The sequence below is a fragment of the Gilliamella sp. Choc6-1 genome (assembly GCF_001690385.1).
GTDB classification, from domain to species: domain Bacteria; phylum Pseudomonadota; class Gammaproteobacteria; order Enterobacterales; family Orbaceae; genus Gilliamella; species Gilliamella apicola_A.
On record NZ_LZHI01000037.1, the window covers coordinates 47,944 to 67,179 of the forward strand.

General features: G+C 33.3%; 16 protein-coding genes and 2 tRNA genes. 7 read left to right on the forward strand and 11 right to left on the reverse strand.

What is annotated here, in order from left to right:
* The first annotated feature begins 12 nt into the window (after positions 1–12).
* From A9G36_RS05360 to A9G36_RS05375, 4 genes are read left to right on the forward strand one after another with little or no spacing between them, the layout of a single operon-like run.
* A complete protein-coding gene (locus A9G36_RS05360; RefSeq protein ID WP_034945938.1) occupies positions 13–1,167 on the forward strand; it encodes an NADH:flavin oxidoreductase in 1,155 nt (384 codons plus the stop codon).
* A gap of 5 nt (positions 1,168–1,172) precedes the next feature.
* The gene (locus tag A9G36_RS05365; protein WP_051825226.1) at positions 1,173–1,949 is read left to right on the forward strand and encodes an SDR family NAD(P)-dependent oxidoreductase; all 777 of its coding nucleotides are present in this window, start codon (positions 1,173–1,175) and stop codon (positions 1,947–1,949) included.
* A gap of 12 nt (positions 1,950–1,961) precedes the next feature.
* Positions 1,962–2,705 (forward strand): SDR family NAD(P)-dependent oxidoreductase, encoded by a 744-nt coding sequence (locus A9G36_RS05370; protein ID WP_051825228.1) that lies wholly within the window; start codon positions 1,962–1,964, stop codon positions 2,703–2,705.
* A 28-nt stretch (positions 2,706–2,733) separates the two neighbouring features.
* Positions 2,734–3,015 carry a YciI family protein gene (locus A9G36_RS05375; RefSeq protein WP_034945941.1) on the forward strand — a complete coding sequence of 94 codons (282 nt, stop codon included), beginning with the start codon at positions 2,734–2,736 and terminating at the stop codon, positions 3,013–3,015.
* Positions 3,016–3,366: 351 nt separating this feature from the next.
* Here A9G36_RS05375 and A9G36_RS05380 read toward each other — a convergent pair.
* From A9G36_RS05380 to erpA, 3 genes are all read right to left on the reverse strand, one after another.
* Positions 3,367–3,442, reverse strand: a tRNA-Gly gene (locus A9G36_RS05380).
* 13 nt (positions 3,443–3,455) lie between these two features.
* A tRNA-Leu gene (locus tag A9G36_RS05385) sits at positions 3,456–3,543 on the reverse strand.
* A gap of 659 nt (positions 3,544–4,202) precedes the next feature.
* The gene (erpA, locus tag A9G36_RS05390; RefSeq protein ID WP_034945944.1) at positions 4,203–4,541 is read right to left on the reverse strand and encodes an iron-sulfur cluster insertion protein ErpA; all 339 of its coding nucleotides are present in this window, start codon (positions 4,539–4,541) and stop codon (positions 4,203–4,205) included.
* 154 nt (positions 4,542–4,695) lie between these two features.
* Here erpA and hemL point away from each other — a divergent pair, with 154 nt between their 5' ends.
* Complete coding sequence (hemL, locus tag A9G36_RS05395) at positions 4,696–5,991, forward strand: glutamate-1-semialdehyde 2,1-aminomutase (RefSeq protein WP_065585477.1); 1,296 nt, start codon at positions 4,696–4,698, stop codon at positions 5,989–5,991.
* Between the two features lie 51 nt (positions 5,992–6,042).
* The gene (gene bcp / locus A9G36_RS05400) at positions 6,043–6,519 is read left to right on the forward strand and encodes a thioredoxin-dependent thiol peroxidase (protein ID WP_065568540.1); all 477 of its coding nucleotides are present in this window, start codon (positions 6,043–6,045) and stop codon (positions 6,517–6,519) included.
* Positions 6,520–6,566: 47 nt separating this feature from the next.
* On the opposite strand, the gene A9G36_RS05405 is transcribed toward bcp, so the two are convergent.
* Together A9G36_RS05405 and A9G36_RS05410 are read right to left on the reverse strand one after the other, a co-directional pair.
* Positions 6,567–7,631: an AI-2E family transporter gene (locus tag A9G36_RS05405; RefSeq protein WP_034945954.1), complete on the reverse strand. Its 1,065-nt coding sequence runs from the start codon at positions 7,629–7,631 to the stop codon at positions 6,567–6,569.
* 81 nt (positions 7,632–7,712) lie between these two features.
* Positions 7,713–9,236 (reverse strand): helicase HerA-like domain-containing protein, encoded by a 1,524-nt coding sequence (locus A9G36_RS05410; protein WP_065585478.1) that lies wholly within the window; start codon positions 9,234–9,236, stop codon positions 7,713–7,715.
* A gap of 109 nt (positions 9,237–9,345) precedes the next feature.
* Here A9G36_RS05410 and A9G36_RS05415 point away from each other — a divergent pair, with 109 nt between their 5' ends.
* Entirely contained in the window at positions 9,346–9,576 is a 231-nt protein-coding gene (locus A9G36_RS05415; RefSeq protein ID WP_034945960.1) for a YdcH family protein, read from the forward strand.
* Positions 9,577–9,924: 348 nt separating this feature from the next.
* On the opposite strand, the gene mgtA is transcribed toward A9G36_RS05415, so the two are convergent.
* From mgtA to A9G36_RS05445, 6 genes are all read right to left on the reverse strand, one after another.
* Complete coding sequence (mgtA, locus tag A9G36_RS05420) at positions 9,925–12,630, reverse strand: magnesium-translocating P-type ATPase (RefSeq protein WP_034945963.1); 2,706 nt, start codon at positions 12,628–12,630, stop codon at positions 9,925–9,927.
* A gap of 766 nt (positions 12,631–13,396) precedes the next feature.
* Positions 13,397–15,289 (reverse strand): DNA topoisomerase III, encoded by a 1,893-nt coding sequence (locus A9G36_RS05425; protein WP_065568534.1) that lies wholly within the window; start codon positions 15,287–15,289, stop codon positions 13,397–13,399.
* 282 nt (positions 15,290–15,571) lie between these two features.
* The gene (gene zntB, locus A9G36_RS05430) at positions 15,572–16,573 is read right to left on the reverse strand and encodes a zinc transporter ZntB (protein ID WP_065568535.1); all 1,002 of its coding nucleotides are present in this window, start codon (positions 16,571–16,573) and stop codon (positions 15,572–15,574) included.
* A 311-nt stretch (positions 16,574–16,884) separates the two neighbouring features.
* A complete protein-coding gene (locus A9G36_RS05435) occupies positions 16,885–17,088 on the reverse strand; it encodes a hypothetical protein (protein ID WP_065585479.1) in 204 nt (67 codons plus the stop codon).
* A gap of 29 nt (positions 17,089–17,117) precedes the next feature.
* Positions 17,118–17,945 carry a DUF6708 domain-containing protein gene (locus A9G36_RS05440; protein WP_065585480.1) on the reverse strand — a complete coding sequence of 276 codons (828 nt, stop codon included), beginning with the start codon at positions 17,943–17,945 and terminating at the stop codon, positions 17,118–17,120.
* A gap of 16 nt (positions 17,946–17,961) precedes the next feature.
* Complete coding sequence (locus A9G36_RS05445) at positions 17,962–19,149, reverse strand: hypothetical protein (RefSeq protein ID WP_065585481.1); 1,188 nt, start codon at positions 19,147–19,149, stop codon at positions 17,962–17,964.
* Positions 19,150–19,236: the final 87 nt, after the last annotated feature.

Sequence of the window (19,236 nt, forward strand, 5' to 3'; positions counted from 1 at the left end):
GATAAAAAATACATGAATGATTTAATTCTATTATCACCTTTACATTTTGAAAATGGAATATCGATTAAGAATAGATTATTTTTATCATCGATAGGACTAGACTTAGCAAAACCCACTGGCGAATGTTCCGAAGAATTGATCAATTTTTATAAAAAAATTATCGATGGCGGCGTTGGGATGATTATAATTGGCAATTCAACGGTGTCACCATCCTCCCGCTTACATGAAAGAGGGCTAGCTTTATATGAATGGAAACATGCACAAGCTCTAAAGCCAATTTTTGAATATGCCCATCAAAAAAATGTATTAGTGGTAGTACAACTCCAGCATTATGGTGCACAAGGTTCATCAAAACACACAAATTGCCCTCTATTATCCCCTAGTGGGCAATTTAGTCAAAAAATGAAAAAAAAATTCCCAGAAGACAAAGTTATAGAAATGTCTATAAGTGATATTGAAAATGTCATTGAGGAATTTGCTCATTCTGCATGGTTAGTTCAACAAGCTGGTGGTAAAGCTATTCAAATCCAAGCCGCTAATGGATACCTAATTAGTAGTTTTTTATCGCCTTATACAAATAAAAGAACTGATGACTATGGTGGAACCCCTAAAAAAAGAGCGCTTATACTGATAAAAATCATTGAAGCTATTCAAGTTAAAACTAAATATAACCTAAGTATTTTTATTCGTTTGGGCATTGATGATTATTTTGATAATGAAGAAGGGCAAAAACCAGAATATTTAGAGGAAGTAATACATGAATTAGAACAATTAGGCATTGATGGGATAGAATGCTCAATGTGTATAGGCGAAACATTTTACAAATTTTTAAGTGGTTATAATCAAAACAGCAAAAATAGAATTTTCTCTGGCGCAAGTAAAATTAAGTCTTATACAACTAAAATTCCAGTAGGATGTACAGGACTAGTTCACTCAATATTGGATGCAGAAGAGCAACTCCATAAATACAAACTTGACTATATTGGTATGGCAAGGGCATTATTTGCCGATCCAAAACTTTTATCCAAATTTTTTGAAAAAAGAGAAATCAACGCTTGTAGATTTGATGGTTTTTGTTTTAAAGATAAAAGCAATCCAAAATTAGACAGAGTTTATTGCTGTGTTAACCCTGATTATTTAAGAGATTCTCAAACTAAATATGAGTAAATAAAATGAAATACATTGATTTTGAAGACAAAAATATCATCGTTGTTGGTGGTACAAATGGTATAGGTCTGTGCTTAGTACAAAGACTTATTGAATTAAAAGCAAATATTATTGTTCTTGGAAGAAATATTGACAAGCCTGAACTCAAAAAATTAAAGGATCATTGCCAATTTTTTAAATGTGATATTTCAAACTCTAATGACATTGATAATACTTTTGATCATATTAAAAACGAATATAAAGTTTTACACTTTGCAGTAAATAATGCTGGTATCACAGCCCCTTATAGTAATATCTCCGAATTGGATATTATTCAATGGAAAAAAATTATTGACACCAACTTAACAGGTACAGCCCATTGCTTAAAAAGAGAAATCCAATTAATTTCTCAAAGTAAAGGTGGCGCTATAGTAAATATTTCATCCTGTGCAGGATTACAAGCATTACGAATGCAAGCTGCGTATTCCGTAAGTAAAGCCGCCATTAATATGCTAACACAAGTTGCTGCTATAGAGTGTGCCGTTGATCATGATAATGTACATGCAATTCGAGTTAATGCTGTAGCTCCAGGACCAATATTAGGAGGAATGAATAATGAGGAAAATTTGCGAAAGAACCCTGAACGGACAGAAAGAAAATTATCAATTACAGCAATGAAAAAGTTTGGCACAGCTGACGAAGTTGCTAATAGTGTTTTATGGTTATTAAGTCAACAATCATCATATACTACAGGCGTTATATTACCTATTGATGGTGGATTTAATTCAGGTAAATTCAATTAAAAGACAAACTTTATGAAAAAAAATATCTTTATCTCTGGAGTAAGCTCAGGAATAGGTCGTGAGCTAGCTCTTTATCATTTAAAAGAAGGAGACAGTGTATATGGTATTTCCCGAAGTAAATGTGCTGAGCTTGAAAAATATCAACATTTCCATCATCACTGTATAGATTTATCACAATCGGAATTTATAGTTAGCCATTTGAAAGAATTTTCTAATCTAAAACAAATTAAAAAAATTGACCGTTTATACCTAAATGCAGGTCTATTTAATAAAGTTACTCGGTTAGATCAATTAAGTTTTGATGACTTTAATTATGTTATGTCAGTTAACTTATTTTCTTATAAGATTTTATTAGATTTTTTTCTAAATCATGACCAGCTATCATTAGAACAAATTATAATATCCAGTTCAATTGCCGGTGTTCGTCCGAGACAAGGAATGTCTGTTTATGCGGTATCTAAAGCAGCATTAAATATGATGATAAAAATATATGCATTAGAAAACCCACATTTATTTTTTGCTGTAATTGGACTATGTATTTTTGACTCAGCAGTTTCTCGTGTAATAACTTTAGACAATCCAAAGCTAAATGAATTTCCAGAATTAAAAAAATTAGCTGAGCGCTTATCTAAAAATGATGGTTATTTAGTAAGTTCACAACAAAGGGCTAAAGAATTGATTCATGTTTTAAATAATATTGAAACTTTACAAATCACATCTGGTGATTTTTTTGAAATACGTGATCTACTACATTAAATTTATTTTATTAAATAAGGAAAAACAAATGATAATTGTAACTGCTACATTTAAAAAACCAATGCAAGAGATTTTAGCAAAATTAGATGAACATAATAAATTTTTAGATAACTATTTCGCTCGCAGTAAGTTTTTAGCTTCTGGACTTTTTGAAGATAAAACAGGCGGTATAATTTTAGTAATGAGTGACTCGATTGAAGAAACAAAAAATATAATAAAAGAAGACCCTTTTTACATTCACGACCTTGTAGATCTTAGTTATACCTTTTTTCAAGCATCAAAATTATCACCTAATCTAACGACACAATAAGTCACTTTATGCCCTTCTCTTAAAAAACTATGAAACTACTTTAGATAGCATATTAAGTACATTTAAAGTTGTATAGTTCTTTATGGGAAGGGAAACAGATAAATTACACTAGCTAGTCATATTCAGACACTAAAATTGAAAAATGGTTATCACTAGTATTTGAATCAACTTTTATTTTTTACCAATTGTTAATAAAATAATAATAACAAAATTCTTATCAACCAAAGTGTTAGGTCAAATTTTAATGCTATAAGCCTAATGATTGGATTCTATATTGTAATAGAAAAGTCAGACACAATTATTAATTCTCATGAAATAATAAATATTGATTTTCATCTAAAAACACTAGATTGGAGCGGGAAACGAGGTTCGAACTCGCGACCCCGACCTTGGCAAGGTCGTGCTCTACCAACTGAGCTATTCCCGCATAGGTAAGTAAGTGGTGCCCGGGGCGAGACTTGAACTCGCACGGCCAAAAAGGCCGAGGGATTTTAAATCCCTTGTGTCTACCGATTTCACCACCCGGGCTCAAAACACATTACAAAATATAATTGCGTTTCGAATGCTGAGCATTTTACCTATCTGAATTTCTACGTCAACTAAAAATTTAAAATTATTGATTAATTGCTCAATGTTTATCATTTTTGTGGATTTATTAAGCTATCATAAAATAAAATACATTTTAAACGTATATCTTGATTAAACTAGTGATTGTATTTGCAATTAAGTGGCAATGAATTTTTATAATAAATTATATTCAGTTGATTTTAAATTTTTGCTTTGTATATCAACCACTTTTCTTAGTATAAATAAAATGGTTTTTGAAATTATAATGGAATAAAGATAATTTTATCGCCTTTTTAAGGCGACCTTTATAACAAGAAGCTAATTACTTTTTATCTTTTTAACCGTTTAAAATAACAATAGATTAGATAAAAATAATATTTATAATTATTAGGTCTAATAAATAGTCTTATCAAAATTATATGTCAACTTTTCATTAAATAGTAAAATTAATACAAAATTGACATTGATGAGTAAGTAAGAACACAAAATTTATATACTAAAAAGGCTACAATTTTATGTTCTAAATAGCATGTAATGAAAAATGTATATAAACAAAAAAACTCAGCAGTAAATTTATGATTTACTGTAATTATAGATATTTATTAAGTCTTTTTACAATACTAAACACTAAATGAAGAACCACAACCACAAGTTGTAATTGCATTCGGGTTGTCTACCACAAAGCGAGAACCTTGTAACCCTTCGACATAATCAATGGTACCTCCAACTAAATATTGTAAGCTCATTGGATCGATTACCAGTGATACACCATTTTTTTCGATAGATAGATCGTCTTCATTTACTTTTTCATCAAATGTAAAACCATACTGAAATCCACTACAGCCACCACCAGTGATATAAACTCTTAATTTTAAATTTGGATTTTCTTCTTCGGTTACTAATGATTTCACTTTATTTGCAGCAGCATCTGTAAAGTTAATCGGTAAAGCATCACTCATTTTATTCTCCTAATATCTGGATTTACGTATTATATACTGCTCAAAAAAGAAATTACAAAATGAAAAATGCTATTGCTTAATTTTTTAATAGCTACCTTGAAATTTTTTCAATTCTATGAATAAATACCACATAATTTTGTCAAAGGATCACAACATGCTTACAAACTCATTAAAGTCAGAAAAATTATTTAACCAAGCATTATCAGTATTACCTGGCGGTGTTAATTCACCTGTACGAGCTTTTAACGGGGTTGGCGGAACTCCATTATTTATAAAACGAGCAAATGGAGCTTATATTTATGATGTTGATGAAAAAGCCTATATTGATTATGTTGGATCTTGGGGACCTATGATTTTAGGACATAATGATCCTGATGTTGTTAACGCAGTAATTAATGCTGTTCATAATGGATTAAGTTTCGGCGCACCAACTGAAATTGAAACCAAAGTAGCTAATCTAGTTACTGAGCTTATGCCATCTATTGAAATGTTACGTATGGTTAATTCAGGAACAGAAGCAACAATGAGTGCCATAAGAGTTGCTCGTGGCTTTACTGGACGTGATAAAATTATTAAATTTGAGGGTTGCTATCATGGGCATGCTGATTACTTATTGGTTAAAGCAGGCTCAGGCGCCCTGACTTTGGGTCATCCGACTTCTCCAGGCGTGCCAAACGATTTTGTAAAACACACTTTAGTTTGTGATTATAATAATCTTGAATCAGTTCAAAAACAATTTGAAAAATACCCTAACGATATTGCTGCAATCATTGTTGAACCTGTAGCAGGAAATATGAACTGTGTTCCCGCAAAAAAAGAATTTTTACAAGGTTTAAGAGCGCTATGTGATAAGTATGGTGCTCTTTTAATTATTGATGAAGTCATGACAGGCTTTAGAGTTGCACTTGGTGGAGCGCAAGATTATTATGATGTCGTACCTGATCTTACTTGTTTGGGTAAAATTATTGGCGGCGGAATGCCAGTTGGAGCATTTGGTGGTCGAACTCAGATAATGCAACAATTAGCCCCAACAGGACCAATTTATCAGGCTGGTACACTTTCAGGAAATCCTGTCGCTATGGCAGCAGGTTATACCACATTAACAAAACTCATGGATGTTGGTATCTATCAAGAATTAGAAGAAAAAACCGTAACACTAGTAAATGGATTATTATCTGCTGCTAAGCAATACAATGTTCCATTTTTAGTAAACCACGCAGGAGCCATGTTCGGATTATTCTTTACAAATGCCTCAGAAGTGACCAGCTACCAAGATGTGATGAATTGTAATATTGAATTATTCAAAAAATTCTATCATCATATGCTAACTGAAGGGGTTTATTTTGCCCCTTCAGCGTTCGAAGCTGGCTTCATGTCACTGGTGCATACAGATAACGAAATCAATCACACAATTGATGCAGCAAAACGTTTTTTTAGTAATATAAGTTAGTAATATCAAAAGCGATTAAAATATTAAACTATTAACATGGGTAATATATTTATGGTTAATCCACTAAAACAAGGTGAAAAAGCACCTCAATTTTCGTTGCCAGACCAAGATGGAGAGTTAATCAGCTCAAAAGATTTCAAGGGTCAACGGATATTGATTTATTTTTATCCAAAAGCAATGACGCCCGGTTGTACTATTCAAGCATGTAATTTGCGAGATTGCGCTGATGAATTCAAAAAATATAATGTAGTAATAGTTGGTATTAGTTCTGACAAACCTGAAAAGCTATCGCGTTTTGCAGAAAAAGAGCTGTTAAACTTTACCCTTCTCTCTGATGAAAATCATGAAATGTCCCAAGCTTTTGGCGTTTGGGGTGAAAAAGAATTTATGGGTAAAACTTACGATGGCATTCATCGTATTAGTTTTTTGATTGATAAAGAAGGAAAAATTGAACACGTATTTGATAATTTTAAGACAAGTAATCATCATGAAATTGTTTTAGATTACCTTAAAAATCAATCAAATTGATTCGAGTAAAAGCAGATTATTATTAAGTAATCTGCTTTTTTCTTTAATTAAAAATTATTAATTTCTTTTGGTTTAGGCCATGCATTAATAATTGCCTTCACTAATGTTGCAAGAGGAATTGCAAAGAAAATCCCCCAAAAACCCCATAAACCGCCAAAAACAATGACTGCTAAAATGATCACTAAAGGATGAAGATTGAGTTTTTCAGAAAATAAAAATGGAACTAGCAAATTACCATCTAATGTTTGAATTAAAATATAGAAAAAAATTAAATAACCAAAATTTGCAGTTAATCCCCACTGGAATAGCGCAATTAAAACTACAGGAATACTTGAAATAATAATACCAATATAAGGAATAAGAACAGATAAGCCTACGATCACTGCAAGTAATAATCCATAATCTAACTCAAAATACCCAAATGGAATATAAACACACACAGTTAAAATGATGATATGTAAAACATTACCTACAATATAATTGGATATTTGCATATCCATTTCCGCCGCAACTTGTTTTAAAATAGTACGATTTTTAGGTAAAATTTTTGAACAATATCCCCATATTTTAGCTTTATCTTTTAGAAGAAAGAACATCATAACAGGTATTAATACCGCATTGATAACCACCGAAACTAACCCAAGTAAAGAAACGATTGAAAATTGCAATAAAGAATTTCCAGTTTGCACAACTTTATTAGTAATACCCTGAATAATAGAATCAAATAAGCCGACATCGATTAACTCAGGATAGTGTTCTGGCAATGAAGTTAAAAAATTATTGGAAAACTCTAACATCTGTGGAATATTTTTAATCAAACTAATACTTTGCTGCCAAATTAAAGGCAGCAAAATCATAATTCCTGCAAGCACAACTAGAATAAATAAAAACAACACAATGACAACAGCAAGCGTTCGAGGAATGTTTTTTCTATATAAAAAATTTACTGGAGTATCAAGTAGATAAGAAAGCACAATAGCAATTAATATAGGCAGTAATATTTTATTAAAAAAATAAATAATGAAAAATATAAAGATAATAACAACCAATAGCGAAACCACATGCGGGTTACTCAATTGCCTATTATACCAATTAACAAACAGTTTAAGCATTGCAAATACTCCTATTTTGCTTATTTTTATTAATTAAGTTTGTTTTTAAAATCCTAAATGAACAAAGGTAAAAAAGTTAATTTATCGTTTAAATCCCCCTAAAATACCTCGGGTGATTTGCTTGCTTATCTGATTTACAACTTGCCGTGTAGTGTTTTTAGCTATTTTTTGAGCAATACCATCATATGATTTACCTTTGGTGCCTTTATGACCAAAAAATAATGAGCTAAAAAAACCGAACACTCCGCCATAACTTTCTTGATTTGTTGAGCTATTAGTCTCTTTTTTATCAAAATTATTCACATCTGAATCAGCTAAATTATCAAATGAAAAACCATCTTGAAGTTTTTCATAAGCGGATTGTTGATCAATGGCATGTGAATATTTATTATAAAATTTTGATTGCTGAATCACATCGAATTGTTTTTGAGATGACATTATCCCCATTTTTGAACAAGGGGCTATAACATAACCGAGTTGAACCATATTAGGGCTTCCCTTTTCATCTAAAAACGATACGAGTGCTTCACCTACTCCTAATTCCATGATTGCTTTCTCAGTATCGAAGCTTGGATTGGCTCGCATTGTTTGTGCAGCCACTTTTACGGCTTTTTGATCTTTAGGAGTAAAAGCGCGTAATGCATGTTGTACGCGATTACCTAATTGACCTAATATTGTATCTGGAATATCAGTAGGATTTTGGGTTGCAAAATACACTCCAACGCCTTTAGAACGAATTAAACGAACAACTTGTTCTATTTTATTTAAAAGTGCAGGCGCAATATCATTGAACAACAAATGTGCTTCATCAAAAAAGAAAATTAATTTTGGTTTATCAAGATCCCCAGTTTCAGGCAAACGTTCAAACAATTCCGATAGTAACCATAACAGAAAAACAGAATATAATTTAGGCGAATTATATAACTTATTGGCAGATAAAATATTCACAGCTCCACGACCTTGATCATCAACTTGCATCAGATCTTCAATGTCAAATCTAGGCTCGCCTAAAAAATATTCTGCCCCATCATTTTCAAGCGCCAATAGACCACGTTGGATTGCACCAATTGATGATAATGAAATGTTGCCATACTGAGTGGTTAATCTTTTCGAATTATCGCCAACAAATTGGATTAATGCACGAAGATCTTTGAAATCAATCAAGAGTAAACCATTATCATCAGCAACCTTAAATACAAGCTGTAAAACCCCTGATTGGATATCATTTAAATTTAATAAGCGCCCTAATAAAATAGGACCAATATCAGATACAGTGCTACGAACAGGTATGCCCTTTTCGCCAAACACATCCCATAATTCAACAGGAAACGAATCGGATTGCCAGTTGTCAACCCCCATATTTGCTAGCCGAGCTTGCAATTTTTCAGATAATATACCGTTTTCACCCAAACCGGTTAAATCACCTTTAACATCGGCCATAAAAACAGGCACCCCAATTTGAGAAAAACCTTCAGCCATTTTTTGTAGAGTAACCGTTTTACCGGTTCCTGTTGCACCGGTGATCAAACCATGGCGATTTGCGAAAGGAGCTAAAATAGATAGATCTTTACCATTGCTTTTGGCGATAACTATTGATTCACTCATGGATTAAATCCTCATAAAAATTGCTACTAAAATAGCCAATAATATTGTAAGCTGAAATAGTGATAACTGCTATTGTTATTATTTCACTCAACCTAACTAGGGAGTAGCTATGTTTCCAGAATACCGAGAAGTAATATCAAAATTAAAAAATTCCGATCTCCGCTTTCAAAAATTATTTGATAAACATAATGAACTTGATCAAAAAATTAAAAATATTGAAAATGGAATTATTGTTGATACGACCGAAACAATAGAAGCATTGAAAAAACAGAAACTTAAAATTAAAGACGAAATTTATGATATTTTAAGAAAAACTAATGATAACCATTTAAAACTGTAACTTACCAATATATTGTTAAAAAATTTAGTTATTATCTCTTTTAATAATTTCATATTCGTTTAGAGAGATAAAAAAACCCCATTACTGGGGTTTTTTATTGTATTCTAACTTACATAATTATACTAATTATTTATTTTGAAATTATATTACACTTATATTTTTTCAATTTACGCCTTTATTTACTAATTTTCTTTCTGCTTTTTTTAGTTTTCGACTTTTAATAAGGACAATTAAGTTTTTGTGAGGTGTTTTCATATTTCATTTTCCTTCTAATTATAATTATATGATTTAAATAATTTTTTACATATATAAGCGACTTGAGTATCGCTTATATATTAGTTTGCGAAACTAAAACCATTGACCGAAACGCTTAATATAAATACGTTTCATTAATTGAGCAACACAACAATAGCTAAATAGTGTTACCAAAAGCCAAGGAAAATATAACCATGGCAGTGGCTGTAATCCAATCAAGCTCCCAAGTGGAGAAAATGGAATATAAATACCTACAGCCATAACAAATAAAGTCATTACAACAACAGGAAACGCAGCTGTACTTTGCACAAATGGAATTTTTTGGGTTCTAAGCATATGTACTACCAAAGTTTGTGAAAGTAAGCCTTCAATAAACCAACCTGAATGGAATAATGATTGTGCTTCTATGCTGTTAGCACTAAACACAAACCACATCAATACATAAGTTGTGATATCGAAAATAGAAGAGGTTGGACCAATCCAGATCATAAATCGCCTAATATTTAGCGCATCCCATTTACGTGGTTTTTGTAAAAACTCATCATCCATTTTGTCCCATGGTAATGAGAGTTGTGAAATATCATACAGCAAATTTTGAATGAGTAAATGTATCGCTAGCATAGGTAAAAATGGTAGAAACGCACTAGCAACCAATACTGAAAAAATATTACCGAAATTAGAACTTGCCGTCATATTTAAGTATTTCATGATATTACCAAAGGTTTCACGACCACAGATCACTCCTTCTTCTAATACCATAAGGCTTTTTTCTAGCAAAATAATATCAGCCGATTCTTTTGCAATATCCGTTGCGGTATCGACGGAAATACCCACATCGGCATCACGAAGTGCTGGCGCATCGTTTATACCATCGCCTAAAAAGCCAACAGTATGGCCGTTTTCTTGCAATAGCTTAATAATTCTGGATTTTTGCAATGGGGTTAATTTGGCAAAAATAGTACGCTGTTCAATTTCTACTTTAAGTTCGGCATCATCCATTTTTTCGATTTCGGTACCTAATAAAGGAATACCTGGCTCTAGACCAACTTCACGACAGACTTTAATGGTGATAATTTCGTTATCGCCCGTCAACACTTTAACACCCACACCGTGTTCGTTTAATGCCGAAATAGCGTCAAAAGCACTTTCTTTTGGTGGATCTAAAAAAGTTAAAAATCCACGAATCGCAAGTGCAGTTTCATCTTTCACGCCGTATTGAGCTTTGGTTTCACTAGCTGGAATATCTTTAACACCAACAGCAAGTACTCTAAACCCCTCTCTATTATACTCATGCGCGATAGCAATTAAAGCTTGTTTACGCTTGTCATCCAATGGCAAATATTCTCCATTTTCGTAAACGTAACTAGCAATGGACAACATTTCTTCAACTGCACCTTTACAGATCATTAAATGATTATCACCACCATTTTGCACAACGACAGATAAACGACGGCGCACAAAATCAAATGGTAATTCATCAATTTTTTTGTATAAACCAACTCCTACCTTTTTCATATTGGTTTTTTCTTCAGTAAAGCGGATAATCGCTTTATCCATTAAATTTTTCATACCACTTTGATAATAGCTATTAAGCCAAGCAAGCTCTAAAACTGTAGGATCGACTTTACCATTAATATCAAGATGATGTTCTAAAATAATTTTATCTTGAGTTAAAGTACCCGTTTTATCGGTACATAAAATATCCATTGCACCAAAATTTTGAATGGAATTAAGCCGCTTAACAACTACTTTACGTTTCGCCATACCAACTGCGCCTTTAGCTAGATTAGCGCTAACAATCATAGGCAACATTTCAGGAGTTAACCCAACTGCAACAGCTAAAGCAAATAATGCAGCATCGCCCCAATCTCCTTTAGAAAAACCATTTAGCACAAAAACGATTGGTACCATAATCATCATAAAGCGTATTAAAAGCCAACTAACACTATTCACCCCACGGTCAAATGAGGTTTCAGCACGAGATCCTACAATTGATTTTGCCAATGTTCCAAAATGAGTATCCCCACCTGTTGCAATAACAATGGCTGTAGCGGTACCACTTACAACATTGGTTCCCATATAACAGATATTATTGACATCAAGTAAATTGTCTTTGTCGATATCAGTGGCACCTACATTGCTCGTTTTTTGGGTAACCGCACCTAATGTATCGTACTTCTCAACTGGAATTGACTCACCAGTTAGCACTGCTTGGCTAACAAATAAATCTCGTGATTCAATTAAACGAACATCAGCCGGAATCATATCGCCTGCGGACAAATAAACAATATCCCCCGGAACAATTTCACTTAATGGAATTTCAATGCGTTCGGGGGTCATATCTTTATGTGCACGACGCAATACCGTGGCTGTTGTGCGAATCATTGACTTTAAAGCTTCGGCTGCCTTATTAGATCTAAACTCTTGCCAAAAGCGCAATAATCCACTTAACGATACCATTGTCAAAATAATGATGATACCAGTTAAATCGGTTTCTTCGCCTTTTTGCAAAGGTAACCAATAGTCAGTCACAAAGCTGACAATAGCTAAAACTAATAATACAAATATAAATGGATTATTAAATGCCATTAATAATTGCACTAAAATTGATGGCACTTTTTCGCGAGCCACTTCGTTTTTACCATACTGTTCAATTCTAGATTTTGCATTTTCTTGCGTTAATCCTGAAAGGCTGGTTTGAAATTTAGATAAAATACTATCAAGGCTATTTTGTGCTTCGCTGATAGCTTTCACATCTAAATTATTTGGATTTTTAATTTTTGAAATATTTTTAGTCATCTTATGTACCTATATTCATTTTGGCAAATAAACGCCTACTCATTGTTAACAACATAACAATAAGCAAATCAAAATTTATGATGAGCTAAGAATTTATTGCATAGCAAAAAAGTAGCTAAAAAAGCTATTGCTGAGCATAAATATAAATTAGCAAAAAGAAATTAATTAAGAATTAGATACAACTCGGTGGCTCTAAATGTTTTTCTGAAAGATACAATAGACACAACATTAGCATTTGTGCACATTGATGTTTTGCGTTTGTGTGATAGCGTATAAGAAAATGCATATCGTTCACCGTTACCGTTTATCAATTCGGCTTGTGAACTGAAAAAATGATTATTTAGACAAGTTCATAACCGATAATGATTGTTTGAATTTATCTCCCCACATTTTGGGGTGACCCGATTGAGTGTCCATATTTCTCCTGTAAATTGAACTCAGCGCTTTGGATTTCAACTTTTCTTCACCCTCATTTTTAACACCTTTATAGTTAAAAAAGTAAGAAAAAGCTCAAAGACGGGCAATTTATACGCCCTTACAGAAAATAAGTCAACGGGTCATATAAAATAATCTTTGTAAATGCTTAAAAACAGCACTGAAAGTGCACAATATAGCTAACTATAGTGAAATCAATACAACTTTTGCCTACATCAGCAATTCTTTCATTATAACTGCTCATCTATTACAACAATAAAAAATTAAAATTGCACATATCAAATAATTGACTTGCTATACAGCCATACTTAATGCCCTATTATAATAGACATTAAGTATGAATATTTAATTGTGCATTTTTAAGTTGATCGACAAGATTAAGTAATGATTGATTAAGCTGAATCATAAATTGTTGATACGAAAATTCTTTTTTACTGATCTCCTCAAGCTGTAGTTCCCAATGTGCAGTCATATCTGGCATAGACATAATATCAGGAAGCGATAATATAAGATTTCGACCGACTTGTGTTGATTTTATCGATTTACCTTGGCGAGTTAAAAACTGACGTTTAAATAACAGTTCAATTATACCTGCTCTTGTTGCCTCAGTACCTAAGCCATCCGTTTCACGTAATATTTTCTTGATTTCAGGATCCTTAACAAATCGAGCAATACCGGTCATAGCTGAAAGCAAGGTGGCATCCGTAAATGGCTTTGGTGGTTGGGTTTCTTTACTGATAAGTTCTGCATCTATACATTGAACATTTTCACCTTTTTTAACTAATTTGGTTAAAAGTGCGTTACTATCGTTACTCTCATTTACGGAATCAGCTTGATTATTTTTGGTTCCAAATAATACTTTCCAACCAGCATCTAACATTTGGTTTGCTTTTGAAACGAATTTTCCACCTTGAATATCAACTTCAATTTGCAATTCAGAATACTTATAAGCTGGATAAAATTGTGCTAAATATTGTGTTGCAATAACTTGATAAACTGCTTTCTCATTGCTAGACAAATTGTCCATTTTAGCCTTACGCAAAGTCGGGATAATAGCATGATGAGCTTCAACTTTTTTATCATTCCATATTTTTGTTCTTAAAGTAAAATCCGCATTATCAATCGCCGTTTTTAATTCAGGACAATTATTTTCAATTGCCGATTTTACCCCTGTCACTTGCTTAAGATGCTCTTCTGGCAAATAACGACAATCCGATCTTGGATAAGTTATTAATTTGTGTTTTTCATATAACGATTGACAAATATCGAGCACTTCTTGTGCGCTTAATCCATTTTTCTTTGCCATATCAATTTGTAATGCAGATAAATTAAATGGCATAGGAGGAGCTAGCTCTTTCTTTTTATTGCTAACTTTATCAATTACACCGATTTGATTTTTAATTCTTTTACAAACATTTTCTGCTAATGCCTTAACTAATACTCGTCCTTCTTCGTCTTGATAAGGAGCACAAGCTTCGCTAGGCAGCCACTTTGCTTTAAAAAGCTCATTATGTTTAGTTTGAATCACCGCAAAGACTTCATAAAATGGTTTAGGCACAAACTGCTCTATCTCAAAATCTCGTCTTACAACCAAGCCTAAAATAGGAGTCTGCACTCGCCCAATTGATAACACACCGCGATAACCATTTTTTTGTCCAACAATTGTACACAACCGACTCATATTAATACCATAAAGCCAGTCTGCTCGTGCTCTTGCTAATGCTGAAGTTGATAAAGGGATGAAATCTTGATTACTACGTAATTGCTGTAATGATTTTTCAACAGCGCTAGCATTCAAATCGCTGATTAAACAACGTTGTATTGCTTTGCGTTTATCTGGGGGTAATTGGCAATAATTTAAAACTTCATCAACTAATAATTGCCCTTCTCTATCAGGATCACCAGCATGCACAATCTGATCTGCTGATTTAATCAGTTCCACCAAAATATCAAATTGCTTTTTCGTATTGTCTTTCGGCATCAATACCCACTTTTCAGGTACGATAGGCAAATCGCTAATTATCCATTTTTTATATCGGGGATCATAAACTTCTGGTGTGGCTTGTTCTAATAAATGCCCAATACACCAGCTTACAACATCACCATTACTTGCTTTAATAAACCCATTACCCTTTTGATGAGGCTTGGGTAATACATCAGCAATAGCTCTTGCTAAACTAGGCTTTTCGGCAATAAATAAACGATAAGACTGATTAAATTGCATAAAAATGATTATTCATTAAAAAATTCCAAACAGCATAAGCTTGTTAAACTTATCGAACCAACAAACCAAATTTATTTTCAAATTCAAATAGTTGGTTGCATTTAGCTCTTAAAAGCATTACCCAAAAAAAGTTAAAATTAACATTTCATCGCCAATCCAGTCTTGATAATAAGCTTGAATCCATTTTAGGTGCATATCTTTAAATAACGATTTAATAATATCCATATTTTCAGCTTTATAACATTTATAATATTCTACTTACTTTTAAAAAAATCACGCCACTTACCACCATTTTTTATATTTAAGCCAAATAACTGAAACAATACAAATAACAGCAAGTAGTCCCATTAATCCAACAAAAGACCATCCTTGCTCACTAAAAGGAATACCAGCTAAATTGACCCCAAGCAAACTAGTTAAAAAAGTAATCGGCGTAAAAATAATGGTAAACAATGACATCAAATAAATTCGTTTATTGGTCGATTCAGCCAAAAAGCTATTAATTTGCTCCATAATTGATGCTAACCGTAATAAACAGCTATCAATGTCAGATATATAGTGATTTTGTTGATTGGAAATATCATGCAATCGTTGACGATCATTATCATCAATCCATGATATTCTTTCAGTTGAAATCTTAACAAAAATATCACGTTGCGGTGATAATAAGCGCCGTAAAACAATCAATTGCTTACGTACCCGACCTATTTCTTTATAAGAAAAGATACGTTGATTTAAAACTAAATCTTCGAGCTTAATAATTTTATTATGAACACTGTTAAAAGATAAATTCACTTGATCACTGATTAACTCAGATACTTGAATTAGCCAATCAGCAACATCAACCGGACCAATCCCTTTTTCTAAATTATTTTTCAATTGGGAAATAGCATCAATTTGTTGGTGCCGTGCTGAAATAACTAAGTTATCTGTAATATAAAAGCGAAATGTAACAATCGGATCGGGTAATTCATTTGGTATAAAATTAACCCCTTTTAAAACCACTAAAATGCCTGTATCAAAGCGAATTTCTTTAGAAATTTGATTCGGTTTTATTAATTCATTCTTGACCAGTTCAGGGATTAAATTTGTCTCGTTTATCCATTTTATTGTATCTGGATTAGCAAAATTTAAATGAATCCAACTTGGTTGCTGTACCGAAGCCTCATTGTCTACATTCAAGGGATTAGCATTACCTTTTCCATCCAATTGGCAACTAAAAATAGGCTTTGCAGCTAAAAGGTTAGAAACAGAAATTGAACTTCCACTATTATGGCTACTCATTATTCAGCCCCATTTGTTAAGTTTTCTTAATTATATACTGAAAATAACCAAAAATGCAGCGCTTGATTTGCCATAGCTTGAATTATTTAATGCGTTAAATAACTGGAAGGGCTAACGAATTGTCGGGTGGGCAATAACACAATACTCAAAGCCATACCATTGATAAATACTATCGGCTGTTAGCACATCGATTGGGCGCCTTATTTAACGACCTTTTCTTGATTTTCAATGCGTAGCTCTTTGAGTCATCTTTCACTTGCAGGTAGCTTCAAAGACATTGAATCCCAAAATAAACATAACCGTATCTACAGTTAATATACTTCCCAAAATAGTAACATAGTAACAATAAAGTGGAGACAGCCATAAAAAATCTGATCATTGTGATCCTGACGAATAAAGGCACAATAGGTATTATTGGCATAACTTAAGCGATCGTCATGCAGGGGCACTAAACGTGGACCTTTATCTAGATCCCCAAACCAACCAAGAATTTGCGGGCGGTATTTTGATGGCATAATTATTCCTTATTCCTTAATCATCTGGGTTATTCCGTTATATGGTACCGTTGTTTGATTTCGGCGAGCTCTTCTTGCGATGTGGCATTAAACGCTTCGACCATCCATTCGGGCCAACCTTGCCCTTCAATCCTATGGGCTTTAAATTCCGCTTCTTGATCTGATTTATATTCACCGTCATCGATATTGGCAGATTTATAATGCACCATAAAACTATTGATCCATCCCCAAACAAATGTACTTCCTGCGCCGGCTCGAGCAGGATCTAACATAATATGATCTATCACTTGGTGCGTGCCCGGTTGGCAGACCATTAACACGGTTGAACTTAAGGCATTACGTGACATATTATGAATAATAACACCGTGCAAATCGTCCCAATCATACTCTTTTATTCGGCGTTTTTTCGGTTGTAAAAATACCGCAGGATGCTGTAAAAACTTAAAGTTAAAAAAGTAACTTTCATTAACATAGACTTTACCGGTTTTACGGTTAAATATAATGGGGCTGCCACGGCGGGAAAACAAATTTAGATAGAGTTCTGGAATTAGAACATACATACCTAAACAACTTGCAATAAATCCAACTATAATTATCATTAAAGTAAACGGTTTAATTGTAGGATTATCATATTCCGTTATTAACCAAAGAAAACTCAAAGTAGAGCCAGTTCCAAAGATAAAACCAATAATATACAAACAAGCATAAAAAATCTGATCATTGTAATCCTGACGAATAAAGGCACAATAGGTATTATTGGCATAACTTAAGCGATCGTCATGCAAAGGTACACTATAAGGACCTTTATCTAGATCCCCAAACCAACCAAAAATTTGCGGGCGGTATTTTGATGGCATTTTATTCTCCTTTTATTTATTCATCGTGAAATTGGTTACTGCTTCGATTAATGATAAGCGGGATTTCGTCATCATCTTGTGCATTAGGGCTGATATTGATTTGGTAGTTATTTATTAGATCATAAGCAAAGGTGCCCGCTACCCAGGTTATTACCGTTAGGTGACTTTCTGGCTGGTTAGGAGCTGGCTCTTTTACTTCGATTTTTTCAATATCGGTAAAATTAGATTGCCATACCGCTTTGCCCTGAGTGAGGGTTTTAAAGGTTTTTGCTTCATAATGGTCGATAAAATAGTTTTTATCGGTGGTGACATATTCGGTGATTTTTAGGGTTTCTTTGGCTTTATCTTCGTTTAGGTGGATTGGGGAGTGCGCCACTACTGAGTGGTTATTTACCCCTGTTGAACTGATATTAAAGTGAGATTCAATCATATCCTCATCACGTTGCCCATTCTTACCAAATAATGTAACCGTGGCCTGCAACGGCAGGTGGGCGATGGTTGCATTATGCGGGTATGTTAAATAAAAATAGAGGTGGCGGTGATGTAGCTTCATCCCACTAAATGAACTTGGTTTTTTAAAGATCATAAAGGTGTCAATGCCCGACACCGCAACCAAATAGTCATTTACCGACTGCCCAAAACCCACAAATGCCTCTTGCTCTTCGTGATAAGCGCCATACCCTAAATAGGCAAACTCTTCTTGCACCCCAAAATAACAGCGGTTTAACCAGTGATCGATAGGCGTAAAATTATCGTATTTTTTGCTATAAGCAATTAAGTATAAACTTGAAACTAATAAAAGGACACCAATCCCTATAGCCAATTCACTTCCCAATAATAATAGGGCTGCACCAACGCCTAAGGCAAAAGCACCAAACAATCTAGCTCTAAAATAATCTTTATCCTCCATATTCCACATCCCCAAGGCACTTTTTAACTCGCCTAAGGCTTCAAAAATAGTTATAGCGGCAAAGGCTTTGGCTACGGTTTTAGAAATCAAGGTATTTAACATCTGTTTAGCTTTAATTTCAGGTACTAATGTGCCCGAAACTGTTGAACGCATCGCTTTAACTAGCTGCATTTTTAATTTGATGTCACGGTATAAAGCCACGCTATCAACACTTAATAATGCTAACGAGCCTAAGTCAATCGCCAGTTGGTGCATTTTTTTATCTTGGCTTTCACCTTCTTTAACGGTGTCCATTATTTTAATAATATTTTTATTATATTATTCCGTTATATGGTGTCGTTGTTTGATTTCGGCGAGCTCTTCTTGCGATGTGGCATTAAA